The organism is Chlorobiota bacterium, assembly GCA_016710285.1.
Lineage (GTDB): Bacteria > Bacteroidota > Ignavibacteria > OLB7 > OLB7 > OLB7.
In genome coordinates, this window is sequence record JADJXR010000001.1 from 3,377,525 (window position 1) to 3,397,687 (window position 20,163).

Here is a 20,163-nt window from a genome sequence, read left to right on the forward strand (position 1 = left end):
GTGGTTTCCCCTACCTTTGCGGAAGTTCGTTGTGCCGAAGGCACATTGGTATGATCTGAGCGAATTATCCACATGGCAACTACTTCACAAACCACTGTTTCCCTGGAGACCATCGTCTCGCTGGCAAAACGCCGCGGGTTCATTTTTCAATCATCGGAAATCTACGGCGGGCTGAACGGCTGCTGGGATTACGGGCCGCTTGGGGTGGAACTCCTTCGCAATATCAAAGAGTCATGGTGGCGGGCAATGACCTACCGCGACGACATCGAGGGGATTGACGCGGCAATCCTGATGCACCCCCGTGTTTGGGAGGCCAGCGGCCACGTCCAAAGTTTCAGCGACCCGATGATTGACAACAAAATCTCCAAAAAACGCTACCGCGCCGATCACTTGATCGAGGGGGAGATTGAGAAGCTGCGGAAGAAAGGGCGCACCGAGCAGGCCGATGTGCTGGAAGCAAAGCTCAACGCGGCCATGGACCCGGGGGATTTCTACAAGATCATCACCGAGCACCAAATCCAGGACCCGGAAACCGGCCAGGCGGAGTGGACCGAAGTGCGCCAGTTCAACCTGATGTTCAAAACGCACATCGGCCCGTTGGAGGAAAGCTCGTCGGCGGTGTACTTGCGCCCGGAAACGGCCCAGGGGATTTTTGTGAATTTCACGAACGTGCTGCAATCTTCCCGCCAGAAAGTTCCCTTCGGGATTGCCCAGATTGGGAAATCGTTCCGGAATGAGATCAACACCAAAAACTTCCTGTTCCGCACCCGCGAGTTCGAGCAGATGGAGATGCAGTTCTTCGTGAAGCCTGGCGAGGATGCCAAGTGGTACGACTACTGGCGCGAACAACGCTGGAACTGGTTCCGCGATCTGGGAATGCAGATGGAGCGGCTGCGGATGAAACCGCACGAAAAACTTGCCCACTACGCCCGCGCTGCCGTTGATATCGAGTATCAGTTCCCGTTTGGATGGGGGGAGTTGGAAGGAATCCACAACCGCAGCGACTTCGACTTGGGGCGGCATACCGAGTATTCTGGCAAAAAGCTGGAGTATTTCGACCAAGTCGCCAACGAACGCTACACCCCGTTCGTGATTGAAACCGCTGTTGGTGCCTCACGGTCCACCATGGCCTTCCTTTGCGATGCCTATGCCGAGGAGGAAGTAAACGGCGAAAAACGGAATGTTTTGCGGTTCCATCCAAAGCTGGCTCCGTACAAAGTGGCGGTCTTCCCTCTAGTTAATAGGGATGGAATGCAGGAATTCGCCCAGAAACTGTATGGAGATTTGCAGCGGTCGTTCAAGGCGTTCTACGACGACTCCGGCGCGGTGGGCCGCCGCTACCGCCGCCAAGATGAAGCCGGAACCCCTTTCTGCGTCACCATTGACGGCCAAACGCTGGAAGACGGAACCGTCACCATCCGCCACCGCGACACCATGCAGCAGGAGCGGATCCCGGCGGAAGGGGTTGGCAGCTACGTGGGGCAGCGGATAGCGTAACGGCGGGGAAATCTTAAAAAAAGCAGATTCCGCAACAGATAGGCCAAATTTCACAAGCGTGAGGTTTGGCCTTCTGCTATCTGATTTATTGCAAGATGGAGCCGACGGGGTAAAAAAATGGAGGAGAAGGCGGATAGATTATGGGGGACTCCTGTCCTATGTGAGGCAGAATAAATGCCTTGAACGGAACAACAGAGCGTCAAGGATGAAGATTTTTTTTGAAGAGACAGGGGAAATGAAAAAAATTTTCTTGCTTTGTCTTGGAAATCCCTTATTATTGCTCCCCGATTCACAGCTGACCAATCTACGTATCATGGCACGTCATCGAACCGGCAAAATCAGCGAGAGTGTTTACCTACTGCGCCAGATGGAAGAACGCCATCGTGGCCAGCCAGCCGAGGAGCGGGTTCGTGCCTTGCGGATGTTGAAAGAAGACCCCAACCTATCGGTGCAACAGCTTGCTGTGGAGATGGACTGCTCCGAACGGACGATCCGCCGCTGGTGGGCACTCTACCAAAAAGGGGGATTGGAGGCTGTAGTCCAGGAAAAAGTGAAATCCACGGCGGTGGTCGCGAAGTTGGGGGATGAGAAAGTTGCCGAGCTTGGCCAGAAACTGGCACGCCGGGAACTGACCAGTTTGGCCGAAGTGCAGGGGTGGCTGAAGTCGGAATGTAATCTCGATTATAGTATCCCTGGCGTCTGGCATCTTGTACGCCGCACCTTCAAAGTTGAGCGCTCTTGGGCTCCTCGCACGGACGCACACGGCTGGCAAGGTGGCGGTGCCGATGGACTGGTTCCGGCAAAAATAGTCCGTTTTTTGAATTCTTTGCCGCTGCTGGGGGAAACACGGGATCGCATCCTCATTTTTAGAAGCGCGCTCCAAGAACTTTTCCCAGAGATTGATCGGGTGGTTATCAATGTGAATACTTCGTTTGATCTCCAAAACCCGGAAACTTATTCTGGTGGAGTGTCTATTACCCAAGCAATCAATGTTGAGGAGCAGAGAACAGGCGTTGTCGTTACAAGCTTTTCTTCCGACGACAACGTGGAGCAGCTGATTCAAGCAATGCGAGGGCAGGGGTATCCCCTGGATGATTTCCATGCTCCCAGCTATATCAACTTTAGTTTTGGCAACGACGGGTATATCGGGACGATTTTCCTTTTCCGGGTAATAGAAAAACCAGCGATTTCTTCCGAAACTCTCAGCGTTTTTGCTTCTTTGGATTCGTTCTTCCAGTTCATGCTTTTCGATTTAGTGGCGCATCATAGGGCCACTAAACCGGTGGACGTTGCCTTCTCGGCAGCATTAAAACAGCTATCGGTGGAGAGCAAGCTGACGCTACAGGAGCGGAAGGTGGTGATCCATCAGTTGCTGGGGGGATCCTATAAGGAGATAGCGGATCTGCTGGATATCTCGGTTGCTACCCTGAAAAAGCATATCACGAGCATCCATACAAAAACCGGGACCCGCAGCCAGGGGGAGCTTTTCGCGAAGTACTTCACGCCGCGGCTTACTCCGGTTCTGACGATGCTGAACGAAACTCTGTGATAGGATGGCGGTGACAGAACCGCGGTGATAACAGCTCTTTGACAATCGAAATTCTGCGCAAGCCCTTACTACAAAAGTAGTATTGGTAAGGGGGCTTCAAGACGGCCATATTTGCAGCCGTGATTCCGACACGAGTTCAACAAGCTCGGCCAACAACACAGGAATCACTATTCTGCATCCAGCAACCAAAAACCGTCTTAGAGAGAAGCCATGAAGTTTGCAACCTTGTTCTCAACAGCCTTGATCGCCCTGATGCTCACCGTATCAGCTTCCGCACAGCAGGGATTGGAACATCCAACCGAACAAGGTGCACAGCTTGTTGGCACGTATCCTGTATCGCTCAACTTGCCAAAGGTTGAGACTAAAAAAGGAACGGATGTTGTTACTAATATCTTAGTCTGGGCGACTGGCAATGGACAGAAGGAGCTTCAGATGAACCCAGCGATTCAGGTTACTGGCGACAGCGGTTCATCGGTCATTGATCTTCTTCCAACCTCGGCACTGTACGGGATGCTTTCGCAGGCAGCGGTAAGCAAGGCGGTAGCGCTTGGGTATATCCAGCCTTCCACCGAAGGGCAGAACGTTCCGGTTTACCGCCCGAACTACGCAGCACGCACCGGAAGCGGAAACAGCACCCAATTTGCGATGTGCGGCGATGGAAGCTGGGGCGTTGCTAACTACAACGTGTTGTTCCCGGTTGCCGGAACAGTGGTGGTAAACCTTGACGACACGGAGTTCCAGACTGAGTTCGTAAATGGAAACTGCCAAAGCACCTTTACGGAGCCAGTGCAAAGCAACATCAGCACCGGTGGAAGCACGATTAGCAGCGGCAGCAGCATTATTAGCGGCCGTGCAGCGTTAGCAAAAAGTGCCAAGCTGGATCGGATCCGTGAGAGAATTCGCGCACGCCGCGCTGCAGTTCGCTAATAGAGAGTTTTTTATCAACGAATGAGTAGCTCCCATGAATTCCATCCGAATATCCGCTTGTTCGCTGCTTGCCCTCTGCATGATTACTCTTGCAGGGATGGCGCAGCCGAACAACACAGGCAAAGGAAAGCAGGTTTCGATCTCGACAAATGGTGGTTATAGTATGGTTTCCGACGACGGAGGAAACACGTGGAGGGTGGTTGACAACGCAATGGCCGAGCAATTACGCGACGACTTGGGGCGGCAGCTTCAAGGGCTAACAACCGGCGCGATGATTGGCCGAACAAAAGTTCGGTTAGATAGAAGTTCGGCGATTGCCACAGTAACGTTCCAAGCCCCCTCCGCCGGCATCGTAACGTTAACGCTGCATGATATTCAAGGGGTGGAGGTTCTTCGCCAGGAGATGGAGATAGCAGAAGGGGGTGAGCAACTCACCGCCCTGGATGTTGCCCAGCTAAAAACAGGAACGTACGTCCTAAGAATCAACAGCAGCAACGTGATGATTGGCGGCGGAAAAATTGTGATTTCGCGATAACGTAGATTTCTTAATAGCCAGATTTTTCTTTGACATACCAGCACATTGCGTTTACGTGCTAATAATCGGAGCGCCCGAACGGCATAGGTTAGCTAACAGTGTTCACCACGGCCGTTAGTTAATGCTTCGCTGCAGAGCATATCGCCTTCCTCTGGCGAGATGACTGTACCTTGGCTCTGCACTGGACTTTGAATCCTTCCTCTACACAACAACGGGGTTCAAAAAGCCTGGCAAACCGATGACAAAGCAACGGAACGCAAACCGGCTTATATGGCTCTTTTTCTTAAATGCCTGTAAGCCTTTCAGCCGAGATTCCCAGTGGAAAGCTTGCCTGTACCTCCGCAAGATACCATCGGAAATACGACGCTGAACAACCATCAATGGGGTGACGGCCGAACCTGAAGTTCCTCAAAAAAACCTGCTCTGTACCTTCAGCAGTTTTTAGGGCAAGGCCGTCACCCCAGATGTTTTTTCTCACCGCCATAATTCCACACCGCCATAGCTTTGCTACCTCCGCGACTCTCATCTTGATCGGGTTCCGTATTTCAGCAATAATGAAGAAGCACTTTGGGGTTACATTGCTCATGTAGTCTGCACCCGTTCATTTATTGGGGACAACAGAACATGAGCAACACCAAATGGCACTCTGCTATTGCTGCACTCCTATTGCTCCTTCCTGCCGCAGCAGTATTGCCGCAAAGCAAAGAAGCATCGAAAGACCGCGCCAACGAATATTTCCAACAAGGTGCCTGGGAACAGGCGGCCACGGAGTATCAGGCACTTCTCACCGTTGATCCACAATTCCGGCAAGGATGGTTTCGGTTAGGTTATGCACAGCATAGCCTGGGGAATTTTGCTGCCGCCGCCACCGCCTACCAAAAAGCAATCGAGCTTGGCGCGCCGCCAATTGCCCACTATAATCTTGCGTGTTCCTACTCCCGGCAAGGCGAACAGGAATTGGCATTAGCCACGCTGGAGAAAGCACTCAACAATGGCTACACCCAGCAAACTTCTCTGGCAAGCGATCCAGACTTTGCATCGCTGGTGAGTAATCCGCGATTGAAAGAATTAGACCAGAAAATGCTGCTTGCCGCGCTGCCATGCCAGCACGATCCACGGTATCGGGAATTTGATTTTTGGATTGGCGAATGGGATGTGTTCAACACCGCTGGGCAGAAAGTGGGAACCAATAGTGTTCAACAAATATTGGGGAGTTGTGTGCTGCTGGAAAATTGGAGCAGTGCATCCGGCTCGCAGGGGAAGAGCTTTAACACCTTTAATCGCTCAACGGGAAAATGGCAACAAACATGGGTTGACGATCAAGGAACCGTGCTTGAGCTTGCCGGAAATTTGAAGGGAGCAGTGCTGAGTTTTGAGGGAACCACCCGCGACACTGCCGGAAAAGAAACCTACCACCGTCTGACATTTACCTCGATTGACCCAAACACCGTACGCCAGTTATGGGAGCAATCTTCCGACAAAGGGGCAACGTGGAGTTCAGTTTTTGATGGAAAATATGTGAGGAAAAAATAGCAAAAACGAAGAAGCATAATCGCGATTTTTCCCTTGCGCTCGCCTCGGCAGCTCGCGTATCTTCGTGCAAGGTATGATAATCCTTCGTCAGCTTGTTCGCATTGCTCAACCCTGATGAATTCCCGTACCGAATCAACGTTCCTTCCCTGCTCGGCAACGTTGAAATTCTTTGAGGTCTCTTTTTTCTAAAGATCGAGGTAGAAAAAAGGGTAATACCTGAAAACCCTCGTGAGCAGTATCGGTTGTTTACCCATATCAGCCGATCATTCGGCCCAAGTTCGTCCGCCATCTCGCCGTTCTTTTCTTTTCGCAAGAAACCGTTGCGCATTTGCGCAAACCGTTCCACGCTCTCGTTCCCTTGCTCGCAAAGGGGGAATGCGGATGGTGATTCTAAAGCAACCAACGGGCACACGCCAGGCTGCTGTTCGTTCGCACGTTTCGTTCACAACAACTGTATAACCCATGCGCACTCTTCTGGTTTTTACCGCACTGTTGTTCCTGCTGCCACCGCTTGTTGAAGCCTACCATGTTGGCGAAAAACCGAGACCTGCACCCCCCAGCGATGCAGGGAAGCCGCAGATTCTCCGGGTTTCACAAACGGAGTTGGAGTTTGGATCCGCTGTGGCCGGCCCGGTCGCCTTGCGGGTTAGCGATGTGCGCGGCAACCTTCTATCAAACAACGGACGGTACGTTACCGAGGCCGAGCCAATCAACGGCAAAGGGCGGTTCGTGCTAAATCTGGATAACCTGAGGAGTGGGGTGTATTTCATCGTCCTGAGCAACAGCGCAGGGGTTTCGTCGAGAGGGGTGCTTGAGGTGAAATAGCGAAAAATGGGAAAAGAGCCAGAAAGAAACAATTAGGAAGGCCGAACCGCAGGATGAGACAACCACAAACCATAGAACAACAGGAGGCTTGATGAGACCACCGTAAGCACGACGCTTCATTGCAAACCAGCAATAGGATTGCTGGAAGTACTACCACATACTTAGCAACTCCGAATCGAACAGCAGTGGCCTCTGATCGGGGCCACCGAAACAGAAGCACGACGCAAAGGTATCATAAACCTAAAACAAACAAACAGATGAAAAATCTTTTGACAGCGGCACTCTGTGCCATCAGCCTGATAACCGCCCTAACAACAACCGCCAACGCGCAATGTCCAGATCCAAATCTTGGTGTTGAACCGCAATGCCAGCCGGCTCCGGCATGGGTTGCCAAGCGGGCAATTCTGAAACTCTCGGAACACTGTTTTGTGGAGATTGATTACTGCGAGCAGTGGGTGTGTCGTGGAATCGCAGGATTATCACGGAGCCGGATTTCCATAAGCACATTAAGATTCTTCGACGATGTCGGTGGAACAGGAACTGGAGTTGGTTGCTACCTTGATGCCATTCTTCCAGAGGGAACATTTAGTGATGAGCGGCAAATGAATGAGATGCTTGGAACAATCCTGCAAAAAATGGTAGAGCAAGGGGTAGTACTTAGCGATGGCCCACCCAAACCATGCTCTGAAAATCCAACGGATATGCTTTTCGAAATTGTGACTTCACCATGCTATAATGTTGGATATTGGTTCGGTACCGTTGATAATCACTTGGTTGGAGGTGGAAGTGGTCAGGGAGAAGGTGCACTATACTATCATTTCTGTAGTGGCACTTATAGCTGTAGGCGAAATTGGCGATTCTGCACACAGCCAGATGGTTCAATCAAAAAAGATTTGGTTAGTGTGAATCCTTTACCAAATCCCCTTCCGTGGGAAGATCCGCTTTGCCCTGAATCTCAACCTCCTGCTTTCCCTGCTAATGGGATTGTTGCAGGAACAGGGATTGTTGCAGGGCAATCATATAACCTATCGATGACAGGATTTATTCCGTGGACTGAGGAATCGCAATGCTGGTCGAATTGCTTGTGGACCCCAATTACTCCATAAGAATGAAAAACAGAATAAGGCGGATAATACGATTATCCGCCTTACTCTAAAAAAATATCACAGCAAATTCAAGGAGTAAAGACATGAGTACGAAACTCTTAATGCTATTATTGATAGCATCAGTAAGCACAGCAATAGCACAACATCTTACACCAATTCCATCATCTAATATTATTGCATTTAATGATGCTCCATTAACCGCAATTCCAATAGATGGATCATTGCTAGTAGGAGGACGATTTTTAAAATGTGCACCATATAACACTGGAATTGCCACTGTTGATCCGGTATCTGGGAAGATGTTAAATGATATCAGGTTTGATAATGGAGGGAGTCTTGTCGTATCCGATAGCGGAGGTGGGTATTATCTATTAGTAGGGGCTACCCCACCAGTGAAGTACGGTACTTCAATCCTGAAGAGGATACAATCCGATGGAAAGGTCCTGTATAGCGTCCCCCTGTTTGTTAATGGAATTGATCGTTTTTCTGGAACGATTGAATGTATGGCCGCAAAAGGAGATACTGTCTATTTAGGTGGTAGGTTCTCAACAATCAATGGCATTCCAAGAAATTCCATTGCAGCAATTGAAGCGAGTTCCGGTACAATACTGGACTTTAACCCAACTGTAGATAGCAATGTACAAAGCATGGTGATATATGGAAATGATATTGTTATTGGCGGATTGTTTGATACCGTGTTGGGTCAGCCGAGAACTGCTCTGGCAAGAATTAATCGCTATCAAGGAGTGTTGCATGATTGGCCAATAATGCCAACGGCATTAATGCGAACAAAGTTTAATGATCTAATTCATGGTTATAATCGTTTAGTCATTAGCAAAGGTATACTATATACAATCCGAGGGGCTATTGATCTATCTACAGGAATATCAACCTCATGGAAGCCAGTGCCAGAAAATATTCCGTTAGCACCATATCCTATTCCACAGATTGTAGATGTTGATGTAAGCGCAGGTCGTATAATCGTTGTTGGTGAATTTACTGGAATCAATGGAAGAAAGCGCAATGGTATTGCTGTTTTCGATGAAAAAACAGGTGAATTAACAGAGACGGATCCCAATAAAAACTGGTTAGACCATTATTCATTCCTATCGGCAAATTATTCTAGTGTGCAATGTGTTGGCTCAATTGCCTATATTGGGGGGATGGATAATTTTATTGGAAGAAAATCTATAGATGGACTAGCCGCGTGTGACATCCTAACTGGAGAAATACAAGAATGGGAAGTCGCATGCCTTCGACAAAAACCAGGTGCGCAGTACCCTAGTAAAGTAATATATGCTGATCAGAAGCGTGTTTTTGTCCTCGGTTCCCTTGGTTCGATTGGTCACCAAATCGTTTCGCGTAATGGCTTTGTAGAATTGTCGAATTCAGGTGATAGAATTCTAGAATGGAATCCTAACTTCAGGAAATATGTGCGACAACATTATAGCGATACGGTTGTGCAAATTTCATCAATTCTGATAATCGGTAATATTATTTATATAGGGGGTAATTTCGATTCAGTTAATGGTGTCGCAAGAAAAAATCTGTGCGCATTTGAACGCACAACCCGCAGCTTACTCCCATGGAACCCTGTAGTGCAAGGACAAATAATAAATGCTATGGCCTATGATAACAGTACATTGTATATCGCTGGAAAATTCGATTCTATAAATGGAACAGAGCAACGTTTTGTAGGAGCTATTGATGCTGTAACAGGGGCAATAAAGCGGATAAATATAAAAGTAGATACTATAGTTAATTTAATATCCATTCATGATGAACGGTTGTATATCGCCGGAGAATTTAAAGTGGTTAATGATAAAGAACGAAATGGTTTCGCGGTAATAGATATTCAAAATGGTACTCTTCTGCAAGAAGGGCCAATGCTACCAGCATTAGCTTCAGTTACTGCAATGCTAATATCAGATTCTATTGTGTATTTATCTGGTACTCGATTGGGGGCTGAAGTGACACCAATAACAAACCCCATTGGTGGAAGAATGGCATTAGCAGGGTATAACCGTATCACAGGTGCAGTGCGATGGCAGCCAAATTATCCTATCCCAACGAACGTCAAGGCATCATCTCTAGTGCTGCATCATGGTCTATTATATGCTGGCGCGTTGATGCGCAATAGTGATAATAGCGGTAAATCATATATAACTACTACAGGGATATTCCAATATGATCCAGTAACAGGAGCAGAGATAGGAAGAACACTAAGCTCTAATACTCCAATTATATTATCAATAGTTAATGATACGATTTTTGCAGCTGGACATTTTGATGGAGAAAATGGATGGTCAGGAATGGAGTTTTTTGCTAGATATGACCCTCGTCAAAATCTTGAAACTAATATTGTAGAAAATTATAAGAACCATTCTCTACACATATGGCCAAACCCAGCAAATAGCTTCATTGAGGTAAATAATGCTGGTATGAAGTCAGCCACATTGAGAATCATAAATACTCATGGAGATGTTCTTGAGGAATACGACCTTGCAAAAACGAAATTGGTAGATGTTGGACATCTACCAATAGGACAATATATAGCTCAAGTTGGTGTGTACAGCACGAAGTTCACAATATGTAGATAAGGGAATAACACAACAACCATCCGGCAGGTAAGCATTTACCTGCCGGATGCTCTAACCCATTCACGAAAAACCACAACTACAATGAACGCTACAACTTCCATGTCTCGCCCACTTTTGCTCCTTCTGCTCCTCGCGTTCTTTTCCCCCGCAATGGCGCAGCAATGGGAAGTCCAGCCACTGCTCCCAGCTCCCGATAATGGAGTCTTGGATGTCGCGAAAATTCATGATCGCCTGATTTTTGCAGGGAAATTCACCGAGCTTGCCCGATGGAACGGAGGAACCGCACTGTTCGATCTCCACACCGCACAACCCAATCCTCGCTTCTTCTTCCCACGAAATGTCGAAGCTGCCATCCCGTACAACGGTGGTTGGTTGGTCTATATCCAAGATAGCGCGCTCCTCGGTAGAAATTATGGAACACTCCAGTGGCTTGGTGCAGATGGGAACGTAAAACAGAAAATACCCCTGAAATTTAAAGACTCAGGACATGGAGCCAGTGGGATCAACACAATGGCTGCCGATGGAGATACTCTTTATGTTGCTGGTGGATTTTTTTCTATGAATGACCTAGAACGTGAATATGCCGCAGCACTCCGGATATCTACCGGAGAAATCCTGCAGTGGAAACCACGGGTCAATAATTCTATACACTCCATAGTGGTGTCGAATACCGCAGTCTTTATGAGCGGGCTTTTCGACACAGTCTCTGGCAGCTATCAGAAGCGGATAGCACGGGTCTCGAAAGGCCAGGGTGAGTTGCAGCCGTGGCCGAAACCGATACCAGATCGGTTGACAAATCACTTTTCATTTTATATCAACAAAAAAATACTCTTATGGAAAGACCAATTATTCACTGTCAATGGAAGCATGAACATAGAGACGGCAGAGGAAGGGATATGGAAACCATCTCCACTATTATTGGAGAAGCCAGGCCATCCGTTTTTTATTGCTGACATGACGATAGTGGGTGGGGTGATTTATACGGTTGGTTTTTTTTCATCAATGAACGATGAGCCGCGTAACGGCATGGCAGCATTTTCCGCAGAGAGCGGCAAGGTGTTGCCCTGGAACCCCAACAAGGGGTGGCAGCCAACAGCGGACAGAGTTGTCCCAACATTATATTTTATCCAGGTTGTGGATACGATTGCGTATTGCGCAGGCAGTATCAATAATATCGGGGGCATCCCGGTTCGGGGGATTGGGGCAGTTGCAACCACCACGGGCCAATTGCTCCCCTGGAATCCAAGCGTCTCCAACTATACAAGGATTAATAGAAATAGCATCATAGACCTTGTATCACCTGGTTTTCTTGGTGCATCGGAGGACGGAGTGTTAATGGCGATCAGCGGAATCGGTACAATCGGCCAACCGCTGACGGCACGATCCGGAATTGCTGAGGTTGACCTCCGCACAGGAGCACTCTCGCCGTGGGACCCGGGCTTCCGCAGCCGGATGGATCCGGATAGTTTCTATCTGACCTATACGCACATCCATGCGTTGGCACTTCAAGGCTCAACCCTCTATGTTGGGGGTGTCTTCGATTCCGTTGGTGGCGTTCCCCGCTCGCGGCTCTGCGCCTTCGATGCCACCACCCACGAACTCCTCCCCTGGAACCCATCGGTCGTCAATGGTGAGTATCCCGACAGCGTGATCCAGGGATATTGTTGCCACCCCCAAGCGATCTACATCATGGGAACCTTCGACAGCATCGGCGGGGTGGCGCAGAGGTATATCGCCGCAGTGGACCCGCAGAGCGGAGCGCTGCTGCCGTTTCAAGCAAACCCGAACCGCCCGGTAGCGGCAATGGCCTACAGCGATGGCCGGCTGTATGTTGGCGGGCTTTTCAGCACCATTGGTGGGAAGCCTCGGAACGGTTTTGCGGTGCTGGATGGGGTCAGTGGCGAGGCATTGGAGGAGGGACCGATGTTCCCGCCGCGTGCCACGGTGCAATCGCTGGCGGTGGGCGACACGCTGGTCTATGTATCGGGGATTCGGTTAGGGAAGGAGGTGACGCCGATGATCCGTCCGATTATTGGAGATGGGAATGGTTTTGGGGGATACGACCGGACAAGCGGGGAGCTACGGTGGTTGCCGAAGTATCCAGTGCCAACGAACACCGGAGCCGCCCGTTTGGAGCTATCGCCGCGTGGGTTGATGGTCTCGGGGTTGTTTAGTCGGAAGCCATATCAATCCTTGCCTGGGCAGTGGGATTCCTCGAACAACGGGATGATGCGATTGGACGCAAGAAGCGGGGAGGTAAAGGGTGAGTGGCCATTGATTGGGGGATCGAATTTTATTGAATGGTCAGATACGTTGCTGATCTGGGAAGAGTCTCCAGACGAGCAGCAGGGGATACGGATACCGTATTTAGCATTGCTAACGAACGAGCAGTCGAGCGGGGTTGTTGTTGGGCGGGTTGCAATGGAGGGTTCGGGGGAGTTGCGTGCCTACCCGAACCCATCGAGTGGTCGTGTTCGAGTGGAGTGTGAAGGAGGATGTGAAGGGAAGGAGTTGGAAGTGGTGAACCAGTACGGAGAGCGGGTGATGCAGCAGGGATTTGGCGAAGGCGGCGAGTGTGTGTTGGACCTTGGCGGCCTAAGCAATGGAGTCTATCTGGTTCGCATCGGAACCCGCAGCGCGACGATTGTGGTGCAGAGGTAGCGAGGTGGTTGGCTGATCCTTCCTAAAAAAACAACAGCGTCCCACAACACTTTTGCTTGTGTTGTGGGACGCTTGGTTATCGCGCACTTTTCCGGAGGTTTTTCTACGAGGCTCCTTCTTCCTCGGCCAGCTCACCATACCACAATCCTTGCATCTCATCGCTGCTTGCCAGCAGTTCATCCAACGTCCCCTGCGATTCTATCTTCCCCTCCTTCAACAGGATGATGTGGTCAGCACGTTGCAGTGCGGCGCGGCGGTGCGAGGCCACAAGGCAGGTTGCTTCCCGTTGCTGGAAAATCTGCTCCCACAAGGTGCGTTCGGTCTCCACATCCAGCGCGCTGGAAAGGTCGTCGAAGACGTACAGTTCCGGTTGCAGCGCAAACATCCGCGCTGCGGCTGTCCGCTGCATCTGGCCGCCGGAGAGCTTCACGCCGCGTGGCCCGATGGTGCTTTGCAGGCCATGCTCCAGCAGCCGGATATCATGCTCCATCACCGCAAGGTGCAACGCTTCGGCCACTTGGTCGGCGGGCATTGGTTGGCCCAGGGTGATATTGTCCAGCAGGGTATCGCTGAACAGCCGTGGGGTCTGCGGCGTGTAGGCCGTTCGCGGCGGCGACATGAAGGTGGCGGGGTCCATCACCAACTTCCCGTTCCAGTAGATTTCCCCCGTGTCGCGAGGGAGCAATCCCAGCAGGACTTTCAGCAAGGTGGTTTTCCCCGCGCCAATCCGCCCCGTGATAACCGTGAACGATCCCCGCCGCACCCGTAGCGAAACATCTGCAATCCCACGCTCGGTGCCCGGGTGGTGATAGCCCAGCCCAACCCCTTCCAGCGTGTAGAGTTTGTGCCGCGTGCCACGGGTGATCCGCGGGACCTCCGGCAGCGTATCGTGCAGATACACCGGCGCGTGCTCCATCAGTTTTTGCTGCGGCGCGTTTTGCAGAAGGTCGTTCATCCGCTCCACCGAAACCCCAGCGCGGCGATACTCGGAGATCATGTTCCCCACAAACCTCATGCTTCCGCTGATGCGCCCCATGTAGATCACGAACAGCGCAAAATCGCCCACGGTGAAGGACCCGGTTCGCATCGCTTCGCTGGCCAGCAGCAGCACAATGCCAATCCCGATGTTCGCCATATTTTCGTTCACGCTGTTGATTAACTCACGCCCCAACGTATCCTTCAGCGCCGCGCCGCGCCGCTGCTCGTTCAGCTTGCTGAAATGGCTCATCATCCGCTCCTCCGCCGCCGAAACCTTCACGGTCCCGACGGCATTGAACGTCTCGCCAATAAACGAAGTCACCCGCCCGGTTGCTTCGCGGTGTGCGCGGCGGTACTTCCTCATGCGGCCCCCCATGCGGTAGCTGAAGTAGCTGATAACCGCCAGCGGAGCCAACGCCACCAGCGTCATTTCCGGGGCGATGTTCGCCATGATGATAACGCTGATGACCAGCGAGACAAGAAACCCGCTGGCATCCGTCCCCGATTCCACCAGGTGCATCACGTCCTCAACGTCGTCGCGGAAACGGTTGACGGCCTCGCTGGGTGAGTCCTTCAGCCGGCGTGACCCCGGCCCCTGGACCAGCCACTCCAGCATATTCCGGCGCATCAACGCCTCGATGGTATAAAGGAAGGTTGACCAAGCGTGGATTCCAACCCGCATCACCCCAAGCCGCGCTCCGGTTGTCACCACCAGCAAGGCAAGCAGCGTCCACAATCCAAACTCGGCGGAAGCCTTCCCGCTTAGCGTGTCGAAAATCGCTTTGGTGATAAGCCCCAAGAAGATTGGGGCACTGTGAAATAGCCCCCAGCAAAGGCAGTTCAGCGCGAACAGCCAGGGCCGGTAGCGGATAAACCCAATGATGTATGTTCCGGTTGTCATGCTAACTCCTGTTCTAATCCGGTTTGAAGCAGTTGGTAGTATCGTGATGTCGTGTCCATCTCCAGCAGCTCGCGCTTGCCATGCTCGCGCACGTGTCCATCTTCAAGAATCATGATCTCATCGGCGCGGGCCACGGTCGAGAGGCGGTGGGCGATGATGATTGCCGTGCGGTTCTGCGTCAGCCGCGCCATTGCCCCTTCCAGAAGCTGCTCGGTTGCGCGGTCCATCTTTGATGATGGCTCGTCAAGAATCACCAATCCGGGGTCGCGAAGGAACAGCCGCGCAAAGCTGAGCAACTGCGCTTCCCCCGCCGAAAACCCGCCGCCACCGGTTGCCAGCACCGTATCCAGCCCATCGCTGAAACGGCCAAACCAGTTACGCAGCCCAAGCAGGTCCGCCACCTCCCAGATTCTGCTGTCGGGGATGGAGTCGTCGAACCACGTAAGGTTTTGGCGAAGCGTGGCATGGAACAACTGCACATCCTGCGTCACCATTCCGATGCCGCTGCGAAGGTCGCGCTGGCGAACGTCGCGAAGGTCGTTCCCGTCAATCAGCACCGCGCCCGAGGTTGGGTCGTACAGCCGGAAGAGCAATCGGGTCAGCGTGGATTTCCCGCTTCCGGTTCGCCCCAGCAGCCCCACCACCGTCCCCGGCTTCAGCGTGAAGTTGATCCCTTTCAGGACCGGGCGTTGGCCGTAGGCAAAGGTGAGGTTATGGAAGCGGACCTCCATCGCTCCGTTGTGGGGAAGTGGCAAATGGCCATCCTTCATGCTGGCGCGTTCCCTCATCATCTCCTCCACGCGGCCCACCGCTGCGCCGGCCTTCTGCAGGTCCTGCATCTGGTGGGTGATCTGCTCGATTGGCGTGCGGAGCAGATCGGTGTATTGGAAGATCAGATAGACCGTGCCGATCATAATGGTTCCCCCCTGGAACAGCCAGATTCCAAGCCCCAGCGCAAGCACGTCGCCAATGGCGAACAGGCCCATCACCGCCACCCACATCACCGAGCGTTTCAGCCAGGCGTTTTTTCCGGTTCGGGCAACGCCCCCCATCACTTGGTGGAAGCGGCGCATGGTGTAGGATCCGCCACCGTTTGCGCGGATGTCGTCAATGCCGGCAAGGCGTTCTTCAAGGAATCCGTACAGATCCGCGCTGGCTTGGCGTTCCTGGGCCGAGGCCGCCACCGCGTAATCGCGAAGGCTGTTCAGCACCAGCGCGGCGCAAATGGTGAAGGCGGTCAGAGCCGCGCCAACAATCGGGTCCTCGCGGAAGAGCATCACCAGCGCGCCCACCAGCAGCAGCGCGCTTCCCAGAACCTTTACCACGAATTGGGAGAAGAAGTTGGAAAGGGCGGTGATGTCGCCATCAATCCGCTCGATCATTTCGCCCGGGGTGCGTTCGTTGTGGTATCCCATGTCAAGCCGCAGGGCGTGCTCGGCCATGTCTTGGCGCAGCATGTTGGTGGCGCGCCAGCCCACATCGGCCCCCACGTAGGTGGCCAGCATGGAAAGCCCTTGCGTGCCAATCGCGGCGGCAAGGAATAGGAGGGCGGTGATAACCAGTTCGGTCCCATCCCCTCCGGTTTGAACGGTATTGATAAAGTGCCGCAGGATTTGCGGATTCAGCAGCTGAAGTCCGATTCCGGCAAGTAGCAGCAGGAACAGCGCGGCGGCTTTTTTCCATTGCGGCCGCAAGTACTTCAGGAAAATGTCAGCATATCGCCGTAGTGAAATCTTCATGGAACGTCTCTCTTTCTCCAGATGTTGGTGTGATGAAAAACAGCGGAGTCGCGTGCGAAGCAATGGCACAGCCCGTGCCGTAGTGTCACGCGATGGTCAACCTGGGCAACGTGTGATGCCGGTTGCGATGGTACTCTGGTTCCGTCAGTCGGTTAAAAAAAGAGCGGCGTATGTTGGGCGGCGAATGCTCAAGCAGAAGCAGGTATGCCAGAAGGCAACGTCCGCAGCGAAGGGCTGGTGTTCTGCGGCAGGTGTAGCGTGGGAAGAAGCGGGGTGGTGCTGCGGATTGCAGCGAATACAACGCTTCTGTGGCCTGCGTAGAACAGCCCCCAGCGCGTTGTAGCCAAATGGGAAAACGGGTCTTCCGATGAACTTACGCCCTGAGCGCCATAACCGAATTGCGTGGTCGCGATGCGAATGCGGTGGTAATGATGGTAAATAACATGGCAACAGCCTCCTTATGGTTTGAACGTATGACTCGCCCCGGCTCATGGCGCACCTTGCACCCGCCCCGGCAGCGTGATGTTGCCCCAAACACAAAAATCAGGCCAAAGTTTCCGGGGGAGGTTTTTACTGATTGTTCGGCAAGCTATAAGCCTGTGCAGCTGGTTGTACATTTGCGGCCTCTTTGTACATTGGGGTGGTTCTTCATCGAACCATTGTCAGAGTCGGCATCTCAGGGTGCCCGCAAGAACATCACACATCACGCTGACCAAGCCCGACACCTATCGAACGTAGCGCACAGGCAATCACGCAAAAGACTGGGATATGTTCGTGGGGAGTCTGAATGTATAGGGTACGGTAGATAAATTCAAATCAAATGATGAACAACACAACACTAACCACTGGGAAGAAATACATCAAGGATATTTTTAGTGCTGAACAGTTTTTTAATATTCCAGAATATCAACGACCTTATGTCTGGGGGGATGAACAAATTAGTGCATTCCTTGAAGATGTAAGCAAGGCAATGGAAACTGACAGCAATAAAGAGTATTTCCTTGGCTGCATGATTTGGAACACTCGACAAGAAAGAGCGAGTAGAAATATTGAGTATGTATATCAAGATATTTTAGACGGGCAGCAACGATTCATTACTTTATTTTTATTACATGGAGTTATTAGGGACATTTCGATCGAAGTTAAGCTTCAAGAGAATGTTCAAAAACGGCTTATTCAAGAGGCAGATGATTATAATAATATTCCTGCACGAAATAGAATTGAATTTGAAATACGAGACGATAAAGACTTTTTAGATAATTATGTTATTAATTTAGGAGGCACTCTCAAGGTTAACGAAATTGAAGACGTTATCAATAGTCCAAAATCTGGTGCTTCAATAAAAAATATGGCATCAGGGATTTTAATAATGAAAAAATGGTGGATTTATAAATTTAGTGAAAATCAAGGAAGTGAGGAAAAATATTTGGCCGATTTCTATAAATATCTTTCAACTAAAGTACTTGCACTTTACTTAGCTACACCAAACAATCTAGATGATGCTTATAATTTATTTACTGTGTTAAACAGCAGAGGGCTCCAACTGCAGGTAAGTGATATTTTAAGAGCACAAAATCTGAGAGTAATCGAGAATGATGAATTGAGAAAGCTATACGCTTCAAAATGGTCTGATTTCGAAAATTCAATTGCGGCTCCTTACAAAGGATTCGATGATTTTCTTTGGTCACTGGTGTTTATTAAGATGAAATATCGTAGCGATGACAACAAAAGTTTGACTAAAGCATTTGAGTTTATGTTCAAACGCAACATGCTCACAAAGGGGACGGACACTCTTGACTATGTCGGTAAGTATTTGAAGCACTATGAAGCCATCACTAACGGTAGTATAACGAACAGAGAAAGTCTAAACCTTTTTAGTAATCTAAATTTTATTCTTTCAAGTGTTTATGGTAGTCAATATATCACTCCTCTCATGCATTATCGTGAATGCTTTGGTGATACAAGAATTGTCGAATTCTTAATCAAAATTGACAATCTGTTTTCGATTGGCTGGTTGTTGGGTCGCAGGCAGTCGTCAACAAGAACTTTTATTATCCTTCGTAAAATTGAATCATATTCTGATTTGGTGAAAAAGAAAGAATTAACGATAGACGAAGCGGTCGAAGATTTGCTCAATGATCCATGCTTACAATATGATTTTTATGATGATGAAATTTCCTCAGATAAACCAATTGATATTGATGATTTTGCTATTCTACTTAACACCGAAAAATGGGGGAGCTTTTCCGGTACAAGAATCAACAAGACAAGATACTTACTGTTAAAAATGGATTTGATTATGGGTAATCCATCAACTATTCTGCAATACAACAAAGATTCATCTTCTATTGAGCATTTGATGCCACAGAAAATTGAGGGGACACAATGGACTGTTCATCCAGCAAAACATAAAGAGTGGGTTCATAGATTGGGCAACCTTGTACTTATTGATAAAAACAAAAATTCATCATTAAGTAATAAGCTGTTCAATGAGAAAAAAACAAAATATCATGGAGCAATTGAAACAAGAGCCAATACGAATTTCATTTTTATTGCTAATCTGAATTGGGACATTGATGCAATTAAAGCAAACCAAGAACGAACAATAGACCTGTTGATGCAATACTATAAAGGCAATAGTCTGAAATCCTTTCTGCAAATCAAAAAAAATATAAACTCTACTGTGTTATTATAATTACTACCTCACCTTACGCAAGACCAAGCGGTATCTGGGAAATTGGGCATCCATGGCGTTCCATCAAGAATGCTCGTTACTCATGCTGAACCCTGTTGCAGTAAGGGCGAAACCGCTCCCTCATCCGAAACCGCTTCCCGATTTCCTCGCCAACGCTCATTAAGCAACGGGTTTCTTCTTCGGTGAACTCATGCTCGGCTGGTTTGGCTATTCCAAGCGTGCCAAGCAGTTCTCCGTCCAGCATGATCGGAACGGTGATGGAGCCTTCCACCCCGGTCTCCCGCGCCGATGGTTTTGCAACGCCCGAGGCATCGGTCTGCAGGTTGCAGACCTGCACCGGAGCGCGCCGCTCGGCAGCAAGCCCGGCCATCCCTTTTCCGATGGGGATGGCTGACACTTTCTGCAGCAACATCGGGGGAATCCCAATCTCCGCCTCCAATCGCAAAAGGTTCGCCAGCTGGTCAAGGCGATGGATGGAGCCAACCACGCCCCCATATTCCTGAAGCACAAGCTCCAGCACGTTGCGGAGTTGGCGATCGGCGGGAAGGTCCGCTGTGAAGGCTGCGTGAACCGATTCCAGAAGCTCGGCGCAGCGTAGTTGTTTGGTGTCCATGTCG

Annotated in this window: 15 protein-coding genes; 10 read left to right on the top strand and 5 right to left on the bottom strand. The window is 50.4% G+C overall.

The genetic code is table 11. The features are described 5' to 3' along the window. Window positions 1–72: 72 nt before the first annotated feature. The 4 genes from IPM61_12460 to IPM61_12475 all read left to right on the top strand — a co-directional run bounded on the left by IPM61_12460 (window position 73) and on the right by IPM61_12475 (window position 4,508). Window positions 73–1,497: a glycine--tRNA ligase gene (locus tag IPM61_12460; GenBank protein ID MBK8912126.1), complete on the top strand. Its 1,425-nt coding sequence runs from the start codon at window positions 73–75 to the stop codon at window positions 1,495–1,497. A gap of 205 nt (window positions 1,498–1,702) precedes the next feature. Further along, a complete protein-coding gene (locus IPM61_12465) occupies window positions 1,703–3,046 on the top strand; it encodes a helix-turn-helix domain-containing protein (GenBank protein ID MBK8912127.1) in 1,344 nt (447 codons plus the stop codon). 210 nt (window positions 3,047–3,256) lie between these two features. Beyond that, entirely contained in the window at window positions 3,257–3,973 is a 717-nt protein-coding gene (locus IPM61_12470) for a hypothetical protein (protein ID MBK8912128.1), read from the top strand. 79 nt (window positions 3,974–4,052) lie between these two features. Next, entirely contained in the window at window positions 4,053–4,508 is a 456-nt protein-coding gene (locus tag IPM61_12475) for a T9SS type A sorting domain-containing protein (GenBank protein MBK8912129.1), read from the top strand. 283 nt (window positions 4,509–4,791) lie between these two features. Here the strand turns inward: IPM61_12475 and IPM61_12480 are convergent, their stop codons facing one another. After that, entirely contained in the window at window positions 4,792–5,094 is a 303-nt protein-coding gene (locus tag IPM61_12480; GenBank protein ID MBK8912130.1) for a hypothetical protein, read from the bottom strand. A 38-nt stretch (window positions 5,095–5,132) separates the two neighbouring features. Here IPM61_12480 and IPM61_12485 point away from each other — a divergent pair, with 38 nt between their 5' ends. From IPM61_12485 to IPM61_12500, 4 genes are all read left to right on the top strand, one after another. Next, window positions 5,133–6,041 carry a tetratricopeptide repeat protein gene (locus IPM61_12485; GenBank protein ID MBK8912131.1) on the top strand — a complete coding sequence of 303 codons (909 nt, stop codon included), beginning with the start codon at window positions 5,133–5,135 and terminating at the stop codon, window positions 6,039–6,041. A gap of 462 nt (window positions 6,042–6,503) precedes the next feature. Continuing rightward, complete coding sequence (locus IPM61_12490) at window positions 6,504–6,866, top strand: T9SS type A sorting domain-containing protein (protein MBK8912132.1); 363 nt, start codon at window positions 6,504–6,506, stop codon at window positions 6,864–6,866. 257 nt (window positions 6,867–7,123) lie between these two features. Then, complete coding sequence (locus IPM61_12495; GenBank protein MBK8912133.1) at window positions 7,124–7,972, top strand: hypothetical protein; 849 nt, start codon at window positions 7,124–7,126, stop codon at window positions 7,970–7,972. Between the two features lie 83 nt (window positions 7,973–8,055). Then, a complete protein-coding gene (locus IPM61_12500) occupies window positions 8,056–10,572 on the top strand; it encodes a hypothetical protein (GenBank protein MBK8912134.1) in 2,517 nt (838 codons plus the stop codon). A gap of 60 nt (window positions 10,573–10,632) precedes the next feature. Here IPM61_12500 and IPM61_12505 read toward each other — a convergent pair whose 3' ends face one another. Next, on the bottom strand, window positions 10,633–10,959 hold the full coding sequence (locus IPM61_12505) for a hypothetical protein (GenBank protein MBK8912135.1): 327 nt from the start codon (window positions 10,957–10,959) through the stop codon (window positions 10,633–10,635). A gap of 948 nt (window positions 10,960–11,907) precedes the next feature. Between IPM61_12505 and IPM61_12510 the strand changes: the two genes are divergently transcribed. Continuing rightward, window positions 11,908–13,233 (top strand): hypothetical protein, encoded by a 1,326-nt coding sequence (locus IPM61_12510; protein MBK8912136.1) that lies wholly within the window; start codon window positions 11,908–11,910, stop codon window positions 13,231–13,233. Between the two features lie 103 nt (window positions 13,234–13,336). Here the strand turns inward: IPM61_12510 and IPM61_12515 are convergent, their stop codons facing one another. Beyond that, window positions 13,337–15,112 carry an ABC transporter ATP-binding protein gene (locus tag IPM61_12515; protein MBK8912137.1) on the bottom strand — a complete coding sequence of 592 codons (1,776 nt, stop codon included), beginning with the start codon at window positions 15,110–15,112 and terminating at the stop codon, window positions 13,337–13,339. Beyond that, a complete protein-coding gene (locus tag IPM61_12520) occupies window positions 15,109–16,851 on the bottom strand; it encodes an ABC transporter ATP-binding protein (GenBank protein MBK8912138.1) in 1,743 nt (580 codons plus the stop codon). The genes IPM61_12515 and IPM61_12520 overlap by 4 nt, the downstream gene beginning before the upstream one ends. 823 nt (window positions 16,852–17,674) lie before the next feature. On the opposite strand from IPM61_12520, the gene IPM61_12525 reads away from it, so the two are divergent. Then, entirely contained in the window at window positions 17,675–19,546 is a 1,872-nt protein-coding gene (locus IPM61_12525) for a DUF262 domain-containing protein (protein MBK8912139.1), read from the top strand. Between the two features lie 76 nt (window positions 19,547–19,622). On the opposite strand, the gene IPM61_12530 is transcribed toward IPM61_12525, so the two are convergent. Beyond that, a complete protein-coding gene (locus IPM61_12530; protein ID MBK8912140.1) occupies window positions 19,623–20,159 on the bottom strand; it encodes a GAF domain-containing protein in 537 nt (178 codons plus the stop codon). Between the last annotated feature and the right edge of the window lie 4 nt (window positions 20,160–20,163).

Bases quoted from the DNA above. Each gene is read 5' to 3' on its own strand.
- IPM61_12480 (MBK8912130.1), bottom strand. From the start codon at position 5,094: ATGAGCAATGTAACCCCAAAGTGCTTCTTCATTATTGCTGAAATACGG.
- IPM61_12475 (MBK8912129.1), top strand. From the start codon at position 4,053: ATGATTACTCTTGCAGGGATGGCGCAGCCGAACAACACAGGCAAAGGA.
- IPM61_12465 (MBK8912127.1), top strand. From the start codon at position 1,703: ATGAAGATTTTTTTTGAAGAGACAGGGGAAATGAAAAAAATTTTCTTG.
- IPM61_12525 (MBK8912139.1), top strand. From the start codon at position 17,675: ATGAACAACACAACACTAACCACTGGGAAGAAATACATCAAGGATATT.
- IPM61_12500 (MBK8912134.1), top strand. From the start codon at position 8,056: ATGAGTACGAAACTCTTAATGCTATTATTGATAGCATCAGTAAGCACA.
- IPM61_12460 (MBK8912126.1), top strand. From the start codon at position 73: ATGGCAACTACTTCACAAACCACTGTTTCCCTGGAGACCATCGTCTCG.
- IPM61_12515 (MBK8912137.1), bottom strand. From the start codon at position 15,112: ATGACAACCGGAACATACATCATTGGGTTTATCCGCTACCGGCCCTGG.
- IPM61_12470 (MBK8912128.1), top strand. From the start codon at position 3,257: ATGAAGTTTGCAACCTTGTTCTCAACAGCCTTGATCGCCCTGATGCTC.
- IPM61_12485 (MBK8912131.1), top strand. From the start codon at position 5,133: ATGAGCAACACCAAATGGCACTCTGCTATTGCTGCACTCCTATTGCTC.
- IPM61_12520 (MBK8912138.1), bottom strand. From the start codon at position 16,851: ATGAAGATTTCACTACGGCGATATGCTGACATTTTCCTGAAGTACTTG.
- IPM61_12490 (MBK8912132.1), top strand. From the start codon at position 6,504: ATGCGCACTCTTCTGGTTTTTACCGCACTGTTGTTCCTGCTGCCACCG.
- IPM61_12510 (MBK8912136.1), top strand. From the start codon at position 11,908: ATGGCGATCAGCGGAATCGGTACAATCGGCCAACCGCTGACGGCACGA.
- IPM61_12495 (MBK8912133.1), top strand. From the start codon at position 7,124: ATGAAAAATCTTTTGACAGCGGCACTCTGTGCCATCAGCCTGATAACC.
- IPM61_12530 (MBK8912140.1), bottom strand. From the start codon at position 20,159: ATGGACACCAAACAACTACGCTGCGCCGAGCTTCTGGAATCGGTTCAC.